Source organism: uncultured Dokdonia sp., from assembly GCF_937910895.1.
In the GTDB taxonomy this organism is placed as follows: domain Bacteria; phylum Bacteroidota; class Bacteroidia; order Flavobacteriales; family Flavobacteriaceae; genus Dokdonia.
On the sequence record NZ_CALEMI010000013.1, the window covers coordinates 1 to 16,956 of the forward strand.

General features: G+C 35.0%; 16 protein-coding genes and 1 rRNA gene. 10 read left to right on the forward strand and 7 right to left on the reverse strand.

Going from position 1 to position 16,956, the window contains the following annotated elements; genetic code table 11:
• A 16S ribosomal RNA gene (locus tag Q0505_RS00885) occupies positions 1–364 on the reverse strand; the annotation flags it as partial.
• 808 nt (positions 365–1,172) lie between these two features.
• On the reverse strand, positions 1,173–1,844 hold the full coding sequence (locus Q0505_RS00890) for a DUF4294 domain-containing protein (RefSeq protein WP_299207763.1): 672 nt from the start codon (positions 1,842–1,844) through the stop codon (positions 1,173–1,175).
• Positions 1,845–1,967: 123 nt separating this feature from the next.
• Here Q0505_RS00890 and Q0505_RS00895 point away from each other — a divergent pair, with 123 nt between their 5' ends.
• The 10 genes from Q0505_RS00895 (at position 1,968) to Q0505_RS00940 (ending at position 12,022) form a co-directional block, all read left to right on the forward strand.
• A complete protein-coding gene (locus tag Q0505_RS00895) occupies positions 1,968–3,056 on the forward strand; it encodes a M42 family metallopeptidase (protein ID WP_299207766.1) in 1,089 nt (362 codons plus the stop codon).
• 185 nt (positions 3,057–3,241) lie between these two features.
• Complete coding sequence (locus Q0505_RS00900) at positions 3,242–4,660, forward strand: hypothetical protein (RefSeq protein WP_299207769.1); 1,419 nt, start codon at positions 3,242–3,244, stop codon at positions 4,658–4,660.
• Positions 4,661–4,797: 137 nt separating this feature from the next.
• The gene (locus Q0505_RS00905; protein ID WP_299207772.1) at positions 4,798–5,910 is read left to right on the forward strand and encodes a hypothetical protein; all 1,113 of its coding nucleotides are present in this window, start codon (positions 4,798–4,800) and stop codon (positions 5,908–5,910) included.
• Positions 5,911–6,033: 123 nt separating this feature from the next.
• On the forward strand, positions 6,034–6,801 hold the full coding sequence (locus Q0505_RS00910) for an AAA family ATPase (RefSeq protein WP_299207775.1): 768 nt from the start codon (positions 6,034–6,036) through the stop codon (positions 6,799–6,801).
• A gap of 5 nt (positions 6,802–6,806) precedes the next feature.
• A complete protein-coding gene (locus tag Q0505_RS00915; RefSeq protein WP_299207778.1) occupies positions 6,807–7,706 on the forward strand; it encodes a ParB/RepB/Spo0J family partition protein in 900 nt (299 codons plus the stop codon).
• On the forward strand, positions 7,696–8,295 hold the full coding sequence (locus tag Q0505_RS00920) for a DUF5683 domain-containing protein (RefSeq protein ID WP_299207781.1): 600 nt from the start codon (positions 7,696–7,698) through the stop codon (positions 8,293–8,295). The genes Q0505_RS00915 and Q0505_RS00920 overlap by 11 nt, the downstream gene beginning before the upstream one ends.
• Positions 8,295–9,008 carry a 4-hydroxy-tetrahydrodipicolinate reductase gene (gene dapB / locus Q0505_RS00925; protein WP_299207784.1) on the forward strand — a complete coding sequence of 238 codons (714 nt, stop codon included), beginning with the start codon at positions 8,295–8,297 and terminating at the stop codon, positions 9,006–9,008. Before Q0505_RS00920 ends, dapB begins: the two co-directional genes overlap by 1 nt.
• A 54-nt stretch (positions 9,009–9,062) precedes the next feature.
• Positions 9,063–10,679, forward strand: a complete 1,617-nt coding sequence (gene lepB, locus Q0505_RS00930) for a signal peptidase I (protein WP_299207787.1) — start codon at positions 9,063–9,065, stop codon at positions 10,677–10,679.
• A gap of 6 nt (positions 10,680–10,685) precedes the next feature.
• A complete protein-coding gene (gene lepB / locus Q0505_RS00935) occupies positions 10,686–11,378 on the forward strand; it encodes a signal peptidase I (protein WP_299207790.1) in 693 nt (230 codons plus the stop codon).
• A 2-nt stretch (positions 11,379–11,380) separates the two neighbouring features.
• Positions 11,381–12,022: a WbqC family protein gene (locus tag Q0505_RS00940; RefSeq protein WP_299207793.1), complete on the forward strand. Its 642-nt coding sequence runs from the start codon at positions 11,381–11,383 to the stop codon at positions 12,020–12,022.
• 6 nt (positions 12,023–12,028) lie between these two features.
• Here Q0505_RS00940 and Q0505_RS00945 read toward each other — a convergent pair whose 3' ends face one another.
• From Q0505_RS00945 to Q0505_RS00965, 5 genes are read right to left on the reverse strand one after another with little or no spacing between them, the layout of a single operon-like run.
• Positions 12,029–13,060, reverse strand: a complete 1,032-nt coding sequence (locus Q0505_RS00945) for an endonuclease/exonuclease/phosphatase family protein (RefSeq protein WP_299207796.1) — start codon at positions 13,058–13,060, stop codon at positions 12,029–12,031.
• Positions 13,060–13,953 carry a rhomboid family intramembrane serine protease gene (locus tag Q0505_RS00950; protein ID WP_299207800.1) on the reverse strand — a complete coding sequence of 298 codons (894 nt, stop codon included), beginning with the start codon at positions 13,951–13,953 and terminating at the stop codon, positions 13,060–13,062. The genes Q0505_RS00945 and Q0505_RS00950 overlap by 1 nt, the downstream gene beginning before the upstream one ends.
• A gap of 2 nt (positions 13,954–13,955) precedes the next feature.
• Complete coding sequence (locus tag Q0505_RS00955; protein ID WP_299207803.1) at positions 13,956–14,735, reverse strand: rhomboid family intramembrane serine protease; 780 nt, start codon at positions 14,733–14,735, stop codon at positions 13,956–13,958.
• A gap of 6 nt (positions 14,736–14,741) precedes the next feature.
• Positions 14,742–16,598, reverse strand: coding sequence for a DNA mismatch repair endonuclease MutL (mutL, locus tag Q0505_RS00960; protein ID WP_299207806.1), 1,857 nt, complete (start codon positions 16,596–16,598; stop codon positions 14,742–14,744).
• Between the two features lie 8 nt (positions 16,599–16,606).
• Entirely contained in the window at positions 16,607–16,900 is a 294-nt protein-coding gene (locus tag Q0505_RS00965) for a hypothetical protein (protein ID WP_299207809.1), read from the reverse strand.
• Between the last annotated feature and the right edge of the window lie 56 nt (positions 16,901–16,956).

The window sequence follows — 16,956 nt, forward strand, 5'->3', positions numbered from 1 at the left end:
TCCTCACTGCTGCCTCCCGTAGGAGTCTGGTCCGTGTCTCAGTACCAGTGTGGGGGATCTCCCTCTCAGGACCCCTATCTATCGATGTCTTGGTAAGCCGTTACCTTACCAACTAACTAATAGAACGCATACTCATCTTATACCGCCGAAACTTTAATTATCAAACGATGCCATTCAATAATACTATGGGGCATTAATCTTCGTTTCCAAAGGCTATTCCCCAGTATAAGGTAGATTGTATACGCGTTACGCACCCGTGCGCCGGTCGTCAGCAAGTAGCAAGCTACCTCTGTTACCCCTCGACTTGCATGTGTTAAGCCTGCCGCTAGCGTTCATCCTGAGCCAGGATCAAACTCTTCATCGTGTGTCTTTAATATATTTCAACTCACAATAAATAAGAAATTAATCGTCTCAAAATAAAATATTCTAGTCTTCAATTCTTTTATAGTTCCTAATCTAAATTAGAAACTTGTATAATTCTTAAAATTATACGCGCTGTCAATTCAATATGTCAATGAACTACCATCTATCTTTCAAACATATCCCCTAAGGAAAATAATCTGAAAATAAATGACATTTTCTTGTTTAGTGTAAAGGAATCGAACCCTTTATGTTGAACCTATTTCAACACCTATATTACCAAATCACTACCTTTAAATACTTATGAACTTTTTGCCCCAAAACCTCTCTCTCAAAGCGGGTGCAAATATACAATTATTATTTTATTCTAAACAAACAAAAAATTAAAATAATTTTAATCTTTTTTTTACCATCCTAAAAACAATAATTACACAATAAATAATGAACTTTCACACTTTGAATTCTTAACCACATATACTCCCTCTCAAAGCGGGTGCAAATGTACAATTAATTTTTACTTCTAAACAAACAAACAAAATAAAAATTTTTATTTTTTTTTACTCCCCCTACATCCAAGTAAAACAACCGTTAAAAGAACTCCCCCTACCAAAAAGCGGACAGCAAAGATAACACGCATTCACCAATTAAAAACTAAAAAATAAATGTTTTTTGAAAATAATTGTAAATGACTACAAAACAAGACTATATATAAAAATGATAGCCGACAACTACTACTTATTATTAGTGCGATAAATTAAGGAAGGAAACTAGCCATTTTTCTTTCTTCTTAGAATGTAGCTAGATACATTGTTTTAGTTTGCTTCTTTAGAAGAGTGTTTCCATTTATTTGACAAATCCCAGTATTCAAAATCTAGTACAGAATTTCTTCTTTCTAGTATACCAGATTGAAATGACCGTTGTAGAATATCTTCTATCAAATAATCTTCTTCGATATGTAATGGATCATATTCTCGTTTAAGAGATATGTCAAATGCACTAGCAGTCGTATTATACCAAAAAGCTTTCCAACCACTTCGTAATCTTTTTATCAATTCAAAAGCAGTCTCTCCTGTTTGCCTATGTATTAACTTAATTAAAATCTGTCCTTCTGTACGTGTCAATTTTTTAAGCTCTTTAGAAAATTCATTTTCAAGATACTTATGAATGATCTTAGTATATTTCCTTTTTCCAGATTTAGAGGTAATAGAATCTAATCTATTATTTAATGCCACTAGTCGATCTGCAGCTAGTTTTGCATAGGGATATACTTTACGTGTTTTTCTGCGAAGTATTAAATAACGCCTGCGCTCTTCTTTAGAGTCAAATTTTAAAGGTTTAAATACAATTACTTCATTAAGATCTATGGCGCTTCTTGGTATGGTATCTCCTTGTATGATATAATACTCTATCTCTCCTCCTTCTTCTGGTTCGGGTATGGTATCTTGTGCCCATCCAGAGAAAAAGCTCATTAATAAGAGAATCATGAAAGGTATCCGCATTGTTTTTTATTTCGCTTTAAGCTAAAATCATTCCAAAATTAAAGATTACAGTGATATAACACTATTAACTTCTTATTAATATTCTTATTTTTATAAAAAATATTTTAAATGTCTTCAAAAAGTATACTCAATAAAAAATCGTTAGATTTCTTAGAAAAATATCTCAACAATGCTGCTCCTACTGGTTACGAATGGGATGGGCAAAAAATATGGATGAATTATCTAAAACCTTATGTAGATGAATTTATTACTGATACCTACGGTACGGCTGTAGCGGTCATAAACCCCAAAGCAAAATATAAGGTTGTTATAGAAGGACATGCTGATGAGATTTCTTGGTATGTAAATTACATTTCTGACAACGGACTCTTGTATGTTATACGCAACGGGGGGAGTGATCATCAAATTGCCACGTCAAAGGTGGTAAACATCCATACTAAGAATGGAATCATAAAAGGTGTTTTTGGATGGCCTGCTATTCATACTCGTGACAAATCAAAAGAAGAACCGCCAAAACCTAATAACATTTTTATAGATGTAGGTGCAACAGACAAAGATGAAGTTCATGAAATGGGTATTCATATAGGGTGTGTCATCACCTACCCTGATGAATTTCATGTTCTTAATGGTGATAAATTTGTTTGTAGAGCTATAGACAATAGAGTTGGAGGGTTTATGATAGCAGAAGTTGCTAGACTTCTTCATGAAAACAAAAATAAACTTCCATTTGGACTCTATATCACAAACTCTGTACAAGAAGAGATTGGTTTACGAGGTGCACAAATGATCGCAGAGCGTATAAAACCTAATCTAGCGATTGTGACTGATGTGACTCACGATACAACCACTCCTATGATAGATCAGAAAGTACAAGGTGAGGCTGCTATCGGTAAAGGTCCCGTTGTTGCGTACGCTCCAGCTGTGCAACAAAAACTCAGAGATCGTATTACAGAAACTGCAGAGAAAAATAAAATTCCTTTTCAGCGTTCTGCTTTATCACGTGCTACAGGTACAGATACAGACGCCTTTGCTTATAGTAATAGTGGAGTCGCTTCGGCGTTAATCTCATTACCACTTCGTTATATGCATACGACTGTAGAAATGGTACATCGAGAGGATGTAGAAAATGTCATCAAATTAATTTACGAGACACTCTTGACGATTAAAGACGGAGAGACTTTTAGTTACTTTGAATAGTATGCTTTCGCGAAAGCGCACTCATAATTAATCTATAAAAGCACAAAAGATATCTCGTATGAGAATCTTTTGTGCTTTTTCAAATTAGAATCAACTTCTTTCTGAAAATTAATGGTTTCATAATATGGGCTTTAAAAAATTCAACTTATTTTTGGGCCAAACAAATGATAACAAAAAAATTAATTATGAAAAAAGTATTATCCTATTTTATGCTTGCTATGGTAATAGTGGCTTGTAGCACAGAAGAAAATACAGATAGCACTATAGAAGTTGCTAATATTGAGCTTGAAAATTACAAAGGAATATTCACAACTACAAGTGGTGACAACAGAGGAACACTTGATGTAACACTCTCTCAAGATGGACGTTCTGCTACTGCAGATCTTACACTTGCTACTGGTGAAGTGGTAAGTATTTTTACCGATCAAGTGTCTGATTCAGGGAACACAAAAGAAATCACATTTACATCTAATGAACTTTCTTTTACAATGACTACAGGTGTTGAAGAAGAAATATTAGAGATAAATACAGTTACTTTCAGAGGTGCTGAGAGTGCAATATTAGCTTCTAGAAATACAGAAAGAGCTCCCGTAAATCCTATAACAGGAACGTATGTATGTGATATGTGTCCAGCTCCTTTGGATAATATGTCTACACAAACATTCAACCTTATGCTTACAACAGCAGACGGAGATAGTTCGATTAGTACACAAACTACATTAGATACCACTATTTTTAATGGAATTGGTATGCAAAGTTCTTGTTCTCCAGTGGGAAGCCTTACTTCGTGTACAATTGCAAGTGGTGATGGTATGACAACTACTGGATATACTGCTGCTGGAGGACCCGTTACTTGGAGTGGTACGCATATCTTTAATAATGAGCCGACAAGTGTAGATGATTGTTCTGGAACTACAGGAACTTGGTCTTGGAACTCTCCTGTCTTAGGTGTTGTAGGAGGAAGTTTCACCAGTGATGCACTTTGTGAAGGTACACTAACAACATTATACTCAGAAGATTTCCAATCGTTTACAGGTGCTGGATTTAGCCCTATGCCAACGGCTGGACAATTAGATTCTAATATTATCATCGCAAATGGATTTTCAGGATCATTAAGCTACGGAGGAACACAAACAGCTGGTGATTATGCTAGAGGCACAAGTGCAGGAGGTGTTACCACTGGAGGTATTTATGCTTTTGATGTAAACGGTGCTGGAAATATTGGATTAGGGGTTCAGCCTGGAGGAAGTGATTTTACTCCTGGTGAATTTGATTTTAGAATTGAGAATACAACAAGTGAGACACTTGTGAATTTTATGATAAGCTATGATCTTTATGTAAATAACGATCAAGGTAGAGGTAACAGTTTGAATTTTTCATACTCTACAGACAATGTAAATTATACACAAGTATCTTCTCTTGATTACACTTCTCCTGATGCTTCTGATGCCTTAGGGTTTATAAATACAACAAGATCTGGTAGCTTTACTGCTACAGTTCCATCTGGATCATTTATCTATATTCGTTTTGAAGGAAATGATGTCTCTGGAAGTGGCTCTCGTGATGAGTTTGCTATTGACAACATCGTTTTAGAAGGAATCTAATATATATTGAATTTATCAAAAAGGGGAATTACCACAAGGTGATTCCCCTTTTTTGCGTTTAAGTAAGAACTTAATAGTAATTTCAACTTACTAGGCATATTTTTTGATGATCTAAGTCTATATCTAAAACTATGACTATGAAAAAAAATATCCTACTCCTTGCCTTCTCACTCATCCTTACGATGGGTACAATCATGGCGCAAAGTTATACAAGCGGAACCATCACTACTTCAAATAGTACTCAAAAAGGGCGTGTTCTCATTGATTATGAGAATCAGAAACTATTTTTAAAGAAAGATTTAAAAGTAAGCACGTATTCTTTTGATCAAGTAAACTCAGTTACGCTAGGCAATACTTTATTAACAAAAAAAGAATTTAACGGAACTCCTTATTATGTATCAAACATCACATCAGGAAAAGGAAATTTATACAAAATAAATACTTCACAATACCTTGTTGCTATAGAAAATGGAGAAAGTGTTGTTATTAATACAGCTACAAAATCCAGCAAAACCCCTGGCGTTCTTGCTGTTTTATTTAAAGACTGTAATAGTATAAGAGCTATTTTAAACAATGAAGATAATTTTAACGAAGCAGCGCTTCGTAATATAGTAAATGCATATAATTCTTGCGAATACAGTACCTATACTCCTACTGAGAAGGAAATAAAAAATGCCGCTACCTATAATACGGATCAAGCGAGTTTTTACGTAGGTTTCGGGACTGGACTTAATACTGTTAGTTTTTTTGATAGTAATGACACAGAAGCATTAATAGCTGCTCAAATACAAGCAGGCGTCATTGCGTCTCCTAGTTTTTTTGGATCGATTCAAGGGAATCTTTTTATCTCGCTAGAAGGAAGTGCTAGCTTTTCTGGAGAAAATAATTTTAATAATGCGGTAAGTCCAACAAGTTTTCGTGTAAATAGTTATAGAGCTCTTTTGGGACTTGAATATTTAATAAATAAAACAGGGAAAATTAAACCTTTTGCAGGAATTAGTATAGGGGTTACATCAGATTCCTTCAAGGGAGAAGTAGATGGATTCTCTTTTAACATCACTGGAGGCAATACCCTACTTGTTCCAAGAATTGGCGCACGGTTTCAACTACCTAATCAAAAACACATCGGAGTCACATTTTCTTACCTGTCGGAATATGAAAATAACCTATCGTTCCCAACAAATGATATTGTAATTCCTCTTATTGTAAACAATGAAAATTTCACATTTAGTGTGAGTTATTACTTTTAATAAATACCATTAAATAGTTATAATTAAAAAGACCATCACTAGTAATGGTCTTTTTAATTTTGAAAGCATTTTATTTACTCATTATAAATTGTATTTTTACCTTTTAAATTTCCTCAAATCTATATGGGCAAAATAATTGCTATCGCAAATCAAAAAGGAGGCGTCGGGAAGACTACGACTTCTGTAAATCTAGCAGCATCACTGGGTGTACTTGAAAAAAAAGTACTTCTTATCGATGCTGATCCTCAAGCCAATGCCACATCTGGACTAGGGATTGATGTTGACAGTGTCGAGATAGGAACCTACCAACTTCTAGAACACACCAATACTGCCGAAGAGGCTATCATTGGTACAAGTTCGCCTAATTTAGACATCATTCCTGCACATATAGACCTTGTTGCTATCGAGATAGAACTCGTTGATAAGGAGAAACGAGAGTATATGATGCAAAAAGCCATTGGTCATTTAAGAGATCGATATGATTATATATTAATAGATTGTGCGCCTTCTTTAGGACTACTCACTTTAAATGCGCTTACTGCTGCAGATTCTGTTATTATTCCCATACAATGTGAGTATTTTGCGTTAGAAGGTCTTGGAAAACTGTTAAATACTATTAAAAGTATCCAAAAAATACATAATGCAGACCTAGATATAGAAGGACTTTTACTAACTATGTATGATTCTAGATTGCGATTATCAAATCAGGTCGTAGAGGAAGTTCAAAAACATTTTAGTGAAATGGTGTTTGAAACCATTATACAACGTAATGTAAGATTAAGTGAAGCTCCAAGTTATGGAGAAAGCATCATCAACTATGATGCAGCAAGTAAAGGAGCTACAAATTATTTAAGCTTAGCACAGGAGCTTATTACCAAAAATAATAGCTAAATTATATGGCTAAAGCAACAAAAAAACAAGCACTTGGACGTGGACTTTCAGCTTTACTGAAAGACCCAGATAATGATATCAAAAGTGTAGACGATAAAAACGCAGATAAAGTTGTAGGAAATATTGTTGAGTTAGACCTTAAAGATATTGAAGTCAATCCTTTTCAACCGCGTACAAGTTTTAATGAAGAGGCTTTAAGAGAACTCGCTTCCTCTATACGCGAACTAGGTGTTATACAACCTATTACCGTACGTAAATTAAGTTTTAATAAATACCAGCTTGTTTCTGGAGAAAGACGTTTTAGAGCTTCAAAACTGATAGGTAATGAGACGATCCCATCGTATATACGTATAGCAAACGATCAAGAGAGTCTGGAAATGGCTCTGGTAGAAAATATTCAACGTCAGGATTTAGATCCAATAGAAATTGCTCTCTCCTATCAACGTCTTATTGATGAGATACAACTCACACAAGAAAAGATGAGTGAACGTGTAGGCAAGAATCGATCTACGATCGCCAATTATTTGCGTTTATTAAAACTAGACCCTATCGTTCAAACTGGGATGCGTGATGGTTTCTTATCTATGGGGCACGGGCGTGCGCTCATTAATATAGAAGATACCGGAGATCAATTAGATATTTATGAAAAAATCATTGCAGATAAATTATCTGTAAGACAAACAGAAGCTTTAGTTAAAAATTACCATACTACATCAGAAACACAGCTTCCAAAACAAGAAGATACTCCTGAATTTATTAAGAAAGGCAGTAAGGAATTTGCAGCGTATTTTGGAGCCAAAGTAGATGTCAAGGTATCTAAAAACGGACGAGGTAAAATTACCATTCCCTTTTCATCAGAAGAAGATTTTAATCGCATACAGAAATTAATCAAAAGTGCTACATAAAAAAAGCATACTCCTTTTAAGTTTTCTTTTGGTATACGCTTTCGCGAAAGCGCAATCAGAAGATATCATAGTTACAGAAGAGACTGATCTTAAGATTGATACACAACAAGATATTATTGACCCTTTAAGACCAGCTAGAGCTGCCTTTTATGCAGCGGCACTCCCAGGTTTAGGGCAAGCTTACAATAAAGATTATTGGAAATTACCGATCGTTTACGGAGCCTTAGGAACAGGTGTTTTTTTTGCTATTGACAGTGATAAAGAATTTAAACGCTACAGAAACGCCTTTAAAGATCGACTCGCAGGGCGTATTGATGAGTTTACAACCGTCAATGAAGATGGGACGACTACAGAAATATTTACAGATGATGGACTCATAGATGCACAAGATTTTTTTAGAAGACGTAAAGAGCTTGCTATTCTCCTCACCGCAGGAATGTACGTCCTCCAGATTCTTGAGGCAAATGTAGATGCACACTTATCACAATACAACGTAAGTGATGATTTGACTTTTGCTCCAGACATTCATACAGATGATTTAGGACAGGCATTTCGTTATGGGTTTAAACTTACCTATCATATAGACTAATGAAGATTGCACTTTTAGGATATGGAAAAATGGGACAAGCCATCAAGAAGATAGCGCAGGCACAAGGGCATGAGATTGTTGTAAAAAAAGATGACGAGATCCCTTTTAGTTTTCAAGGAGTTGATGTCGCCATTGACTTTAGTTTGCCTCATGTCGCAGTATCCCATATCACTCGCTGTTTTAATGAAGGGATTCCAGTGGTTTCTGGTACGACAGGATGGTTAGATCAATACGAAACTATGATCGCCTTGTGTAAAGAAAAAAATGGAAGTTTTATATATGCTTCCAATTTTAGTATTGGTGTCAACATTTTTTTTGAGATCAATAAAAAACTAGCACAGTACATGGCACCACATCCTAGTTATAAAGTAGCGATAGAAGAAATTCATCATACTCAAAAACTAGATGCTCCAAGCGGTACTGCTATTACCCTAGCTGAAGGCATTATAGATGCTGGCCAATATACGGATTGGAAAGAGACAGAGAATGCATCTTACATTATTGAAGATCATAGTATTCCTATTGTTTCAAAAAGAGAAGGTACTGTACCTGGCACTCATATTGTTACATATAAAAACGAAATAGACACCTTACATTTATATCACGAAGCGCATTCCAGATTAGGCTTTGCGCAAGGAGCTCTGGTCGCTGCATTGTGGCTTGTTGGAAAAAAAGGCGTTTTTTCTATGGCAGATGTATTAAATATTTCTTAATTGCGTAACATCAACAAATACGAAGACACTAACTACCCATAAATATAGGATATCATGACAATTACACAATGGTTTATTTTTTTCTTAGCCGTACAAGTCATTCATTTTTTAGGCACCTGGAAATTATATGTAAGAGCTGGAAGACAAGCTTGGGAGGCAGCAGTACCTATTTATAATGCGGTCATACTTATGAAAATCATTAATCGTCCTTGGTGGTGGACGATTTTACTTTTTGTACCAATTGTTAACTTAATTATGTTTCCAGTGGTGTGGACGGAAACAGCAAGAAGCTTTGGGTTTAATACCTATAAAGACACTGCGCTTGTTGTTTTAACGCTTGGATTGTATTTGTTTTACATTAACTACGCCACCGATGCTGCTCATATCAAAGAAAGAGACCTGAGTCCAAAAAGTACTAGTGGAGAATGGGTTAGTTCTATCCTTTTTGCTATTGTAGCAGCGACCATTGTACATACCTATTTTATGCAACCTTTTACAATACCTACTTCCTCTTTAGAAAAAACATTATTGGTAGGAGATTATTTGTTTGTCAGTAAGTTTCATTATGGAGCCAGAACACCAATGACGACTGTAGCAACGCCGATGCTTCACGATGCTATCCCTTTTACGGGAGCCAAATCATACGCATCTTCACCTGAACTACCTTATTTTAGACTTCCTGGTTTTCAAAAAATAAAGCGTAATGACATTGTTGTCTTTAGTTGGCCTGTAGATACATTAACTGTAATTACTGATACTTCGAGTGAGGCTATTTACAAACCTGTAGACAAGAAATCAAATTATGTAAAGCGTTGTGTTGGACTACCTGGAGATTCTCTAGAGGTCCGTGATGGGTATGTATATATTAACGGAGAGCGAAACGAACTTCCTGATAGAGCAAGACTGCAATTTAATTATAAAGTAATATCAAAAGAACTCTTAGTTAAACCTATTAAAGATGGAAGAGGGAACTTTACTTTTCCTACTGATTTCGCTTCTAGTAGATATGAAATATCTGATATCACATTAATTGCTCAAGAATCTCAACAAGGTCCTTATATCCATATTGTTAGTTTAAGTGATGCCTCTTTGAAAAAACTAGAAAACAATTCTTCTATAATTAGCATCAATAAAAACACCTTTGAAGGCGGAGAACAGGATTTATTTCCGCGTACAAAAGAAAATAATTGGAGCACACATAATTACGGTCCTATTTATATTCCTAAGGAAGGAACAACAGTAGCTATAACACAAGCTACCATTCCCTTTTACAAACGCATTATCGAAGTATATGAAGGCTCTGAAATGGGAATAGACAATACTATAGGAACAAACGGAACTGAAGTTACTTTAAATGGGAATCCAATTACAGAATATACGTTTAAGCAAGATTATTACTGGATGATGGGAGATAATCGTCATAATTCGCAAGATGCAAGAATGTGGGGATATACACCCTACACCCATGTTGTGGGAAAACCAGTTTTTGTATGGTTTAGTTTAGATCCCAATAAAAATGGATTTTTCAATCATATCCGTTGGGATCGTGTCTTTACAACCGTGGGTGGTGATGGAAAACTGACAAGTTATCGTTATCATTTCTTAGGACTAGTGATTTTATATTTTGGATTTAATTTCTTTAGAAAGAAAAAGAAACAGAAGAAAGCATAAAATACTATGAGCAAAAAAAAGAAAATACTATTAGGAATAGCAATTGTCTTTTTTGGCTTATTAATTTCTTATCAATTTGTTGGGTACAAAGGCTATTTAAAAGTGTATAATATCCCTACTACATCTTCATCACCAACTTTGGAGCCTGGGGATTATATTATAGTTTCCAATCTTGTCCCTGCACAAAGAAATGATTTTATTATTTTTAAAAGGCTTGATGAAAATTTTGGATTGGCAAATTATGTTTCTAGGATGATCGCAAAACAAGGAGACACATTATCTATAAAAAATGGAACTGCTTATGTTAATGGGATAAACATAGACAAAGATATACGATTAAAGCATTCCTATATTATTAATGATAATCAATTAAAAAGTATACAACATATACTACTAAGTGATTATGATAACTATTATAGAATTGGAGAAAATAAAATAATGATACATTTAGAAGATTCCGTTGTAAAAAAATTTATTCCTGAAGCTACTTTAACTTATACTACAACCACAAAAGAGAATCAAAATAATGTACACGAGAGCTTTTCAAAAGATTGGAATTCATATAATTTTGGACCATTAATAATCTCAGGAAATAAGTTTTTTGTGATGGGAGATAATAGAGATAATACTCTGGATTCTAGATTTATTGGACTCATAGATCAAAATAATTATGTTGGTAATGCAATAAACGTACATTAATATTGAAAACGATACTCCTACATCCTGGCTATTGTATCCCTATCATACACTATGCGTGTATTGCTCAGGCAGATCATATCATATTTGAAGCCTTTGACAATTATCAGAAGCAATCGTATCGTTCACGAACAAAAATTGCAACCGCCAGCGGAACCTTACAATTAACCATCCCTATAAAGCATAGCCGCAATCCTGAGGGACATCAGCGCTATTTTGAGGTACAATTAGAAAATAAATTTCACTGGCAACGTGATCACTGGCGTTCTTTAAAAGTGGCGTATCAAACGTCTCCGTTTTTTGAATATTATGAAGACACGTTAGAACCTTTGTACACGACTGTCTATGATACATTGATTGATTTTAATTTGGCTTTTCAAGAAATTATTATGGACTGTTTGCAATTAGAAAAGGAGATTACATATACTAAAGAGTATTTTAGGAATCCCAAACCTCCTATCAAAAACTTGCGCCATCTTATTACTTCAAAGAAAGAACCAGATTATAAACTTCCAGAATACCATCAGTTATTTCATGACAAGCATGGATATCTTCCTAATCTATCTATTCTGGATTTATTATTTAATGAAGGGCCAAATGCACTATCCTATTTAGAACAAGTAGATCTATCGGAAGTAATTGTTTAAGAATATTTAGAACTTAAAATTCTTATTGATGACACTTTCGATAGGAAGATGATCAGATAGTTTGATGTCGTGATTTTTGAATTGAAGAATTTCAAATTTTGGATCGGCTAGTATAAAATCTATACGCAAGGGTATAAAATCAAATGTAAAGGTACGTCCAGTACCTGACCCAACTTCCTTATAAGCATCCTGTTTATCTCCTTTTATTTTACGATACATATAAGATGTAGGACTATTATTAAAATCTCCTGCAAGAATGACAGGATAAGGTGAATTCTTCTCACTATCCAAATACTTCATCAATTGCTCTTCTTGTTTTTTAAAAGCTTCTCCCATTCTCCCCAATAAACGTTTAGAATCTTCATTCTTAAGCGTATTTAATTTTGAAGACACTCGTAACGATTGGAAGTGGACATTATAAACACGTATCGTATCACTTTTGATCACAAGATCTGCATAAATTGCATTATTTCCTGTCTTCTCAAAATCTAACGAACCCGTATGTATGATAGGATATTTTGAATAAATAATTTGCCCAAACTTCTTCGAACGCTCACTCATCTTTTTATATTGATAAGGAAACTGTTCTGCAGATAATGAAAATGAGGGATGATATTCTTGTAGACAAACAACATCAGGATTCCTATCGGCTATAAACTCTAAAATACGATCACCTATATTCTCTTCTTTAGACCAACCATTAATATTAAAGGAGCGTACATTATAGCTTATTAATTTTAATCCATCCTTCTGAGTCATATCTGTATTACTACCAAAACTATATAAAGAACCTATATGACCTATCCCTATAATGAGTACAAAAGCCGAAAGAAATAACTGTCGTTTTCTTCTCAAAATCCAGTAGATGAGAAAAATTGTGTTGATTACAAGTAGTACAGGTAATAAAAGACTTAATACAGAAAGTCTTGGAAATATATGTGGCGGTATATAGGGTAACACGTACCCAAAAACTAGGAGAATGGCAAACACACTATTTATAAAAAAAATAGCTTTTCCAAAAAAGGAGAGTCCTTTCATTAATTATCTTTTCCAGCTTTAAATAAGAAGTCCTTTTCTGCTTTAGAAAGACTATCATATCCACTCTTGCTTATTTTATCAAGAATGGCATCTATTTGTTGCTGTTGATCACTTTTAGTAACGGAACTTTGTTTCGTTTTCGTACTTTTTGTAGGTGCCTTTTTTGTGGTACGGTGTACGGTACGCATTTTTGATTTTTTCTGTTTAGGTTTTGAAGAAAACCAACCAGCTACAATATCCATGATTTTTTCAAACCAAAGACCTATATCATTCCCTTTGGCAAGTTGTACTGCATATAGATATCCAAAAGCAGCCCCTCCTAAATGTGATATGAGTCCGCCCGCATTGTCAGAAGAGTCAAGCGTTAACAAATCTCTCAACACCACAAAAGCTGCAATATGCCAGAGTTTTAAATTAAACATAAAAACGCGGATAGGCGTATTCGGACTATAGGTAGCTATAAAAATAATAATTGCATTTACTGCTGCAGACGCTCCTAAAAGGACACTATTTCCCTTAAAGGCAGGTAGCAAATGATACACCAACACAAAGAGGAGTCCACCAAAAACACCTCCAAGCAAGTAAATAGTTAGAAATCGTTTTTCTGTAAATAAGTTTAAAATAAACTTAGAAAACACATACAGGAATAGCATATTAAAAAGAATATGCATGAAACCGCTATGTAAGAAAGCATACGTAATGAAAGACCAGGGTTGCTGTAGTAATCGTACAAAATCTGTAGGAAGCACAAAATACTTTGTAAATACACTATTATCTACTTGGATCATCCAAGGTAAAATATTGAATAGTATAAACACCGCAACATTAATCACGATAAGCTTTATCGCAATATTTGCTGTTTTAAATTGATATGAAAGTGAATTTGCCGCCATGATTAATACCAACGTTTATCGTTAAAACTATTTTTTTTCCAGTAATACATCATGATAAATCCAAACAACGCCCCTCCAAGATGTGCCCAATTTGCTATGTTCTGACCAAAAATTGAAAATCCAGTAAGTCCCGAAAATAAATCCAACAGAATCAATGCGGGTATAAAATACTTTGCTTTTATAGGAACAGGAATAAACAACAACCCTAAAGCTGCATTAGGATACATCATCCCAAACCCTACTAAAATTCCATAAAGAGCCCCAGAAGCTCCTACAGCACTAGTAACATAACTAGATATCATAGGCTTGATATGTTCTCCATCAAATCCCTGAGGTATATCTACTTGATATCTACCAAGGCTTCTAATCTGACTTTCAGCATCTTCTAATAAATTAAAAATTTGGCTTTCATTCCATCCTGCTTCTACTAAAGCTGTAAAACCCGATTGAAAATGATAATAATTAACTAGTGTATGTATCAAAGCAGCCCCTAAACCTGCTGAGAAATAAAAAAATATAAACTTTTTCTGACCTATTGATTGCTCAACCGCGCTTCCAAACATCCAAAGACCGTACATATTAAATATAATATGCATAGGACTTCCTAAATCATGCATAAACATGTGCGTAAGCGGTTGCCATATTTGAAAAGAAGGATGCTCCACAAACCACAATGCAAATAATTGCATCGCAGGTCCGGGTGTGAGTATAAATTGAGACCCCAAATAAAAGATCACATTTATAATCAATAGCACCTTCACTGTATCTGTAATTTTTCCCATTTTCTGTTACTTAAATTTTCTATCTAACTCCTCTGCATTCATGGTAATAAATGTAGTGCGATTATCTGGAGAAACACTCGGTTCTTTACACGCAAATAAACTATTTACTAAATGTTCTCTAGAAACGCCATCTAATGTCTCTCCTGCCTTGACCGCCATACTCTTTGCCATACTTTTTGCCAACGTATCTGTCTGACTGAATCCCGTATCTGGCACTTCATTTTCCAAATCACTTAAAAGCTGTTCCATCACAATTGGCACTTCAGACTCTGATAAAGAAGTAGGAATTCCCGTGATTTCCAACGTTTCATTAGCCACTTTTCCAAAAACAAATCCTGTATTTTCTAATCCTTCTTTGAGTTGCACTAACAATCCTAACTCCGATGAAGTATAATTGAGCACTAGCGGAAACAATAACTGCTGACTCACAGACTCCTTTACTGTAATATTCCGCAGGAGTTCTTCATACAAAATACGTTGATGCGCTCGGTGTTGATCTATAATGACCATCCCACTTTTAATCGTACTGATGATGTATTTATTATTTAACTGATAGGTGGATGATTCCGCTTTCGCGAAAGCGTACCCAGCCTCTTTCTGAAACAAGTCACCTGTCACCTCCTCACTTTCATACGTAACATTACTACCACCCTCTGAAGGCACTGTTTTTAAACCTTCATACATGTGCTCCCATCCTTCAACCGGTGGTTTTGTATAGGTAGGCATCGATGCTCCTTTTTTAGGAGGAGGCACATTCTCAAAAGGATTAAAATTACGATCTACCTCTACCTTAGGCGTATGAGCATACTTATCTTTGTATGAGTATGGAGTATCTAGATTGGCATCTCTATCAAAATCCAACACAGGCGCAATATTAAATTGTCCTAAACTATGCTTTATGGTACTACGCAAAATCGCATACAGCGAATGCTCATCATCAAACTTTATCTCCGTTTTTGTAGGATGAATGTTTATATCTATCGTACTCGGATCTACCGTCAGATATAAAAAATAGCTTGCTCTTGCTCTATCGGGAAGTAATCCCTCAAAAGCAGCACTTACGGCATGATTGAGATATGGATTTTTTATAAACCGATCGTTGACAAAAAAGAATTGATCTCCTCTCGTTTTTTTAGAAAACTCAGGCTTGACAACAAATCCTTGAATGGTAACAATATCAGTTTCCTCAGTGACGGGAACTAATTTTTCCTTCGTTTTCCCACCAAAAATTCCAACAATACGTTGTTTTAGATTTCCGCTAGGCAATTGAAAAACTTCCCCTTCATTATGAAACATCGCAAATTGTATTTGCGGATGTGCCAATGCCACTCGATGGAACTCATCTATAATATGACGAAGTTCCACATTATTCGATTTTAAAAAGTTACGACGTGCGGGAATATTAAAAAATAAGTTTTTGACGGCTAGTGAAGTTCCTGTAAGTGTTGCGCAAGGTTCCTGCGTAATGATTCGACTTCCTTCAATTTCAATATGAGTTCCTACCTCCTGATCCTGTACACGAGTTTTCAAATCTACGTGAGCAACAGCAGCAATAGATGCTAGAGCTTCTCCTCTAAATCCTTTTGTATTCAGGTTAAAAAGATCTGCCGCCGATGTGATTTTGGAAGTAGCATGACGCTCAAAACTCATCCGAGCATCTGTTTCACTCATCCCCTTTCCGTTATCTATGATTTGGATCAGTGTTTTGCCAGCGTCTTTTACGATTAATTTGATGGATGTCGCCCCTGCGTCAATTGCATTTTCCAGAAGTTCTTTTACAACAGATGCAGGTCGTTGCACAACCTCTCCAGCAGCAATTTGATTTGCCACATGATCTGGTAAAAGCTTAATAATGTCTGCCATCTAGTTTCCTAAAATATGGATAAATCAAAATCTATAATCCATAAAAATATAAACGCAAGTATTGCTACGATGATTAATATGGTGCTGTTAAACTCAATATTACCTCTCGTTCTTGAAGATTTTCGTGCGTCTTTCCAATGAGACCCAAAGTCATTTTTGTTATAAGACTCTGTATAGGCATCGATCTTAGTCGTATACTTAGATTCATCTACATCTTCTTTTCCATTATAATAACGAGGAGTATAGTTAAACCTATTATTGGTTTTTAGTTTTTTTATTATCGTAAACTTTATTGGTCCCATAACGCACTTGATATTAGTTCAAATATACGTTTTTTACAGGCAAAAAGCATGCCTAT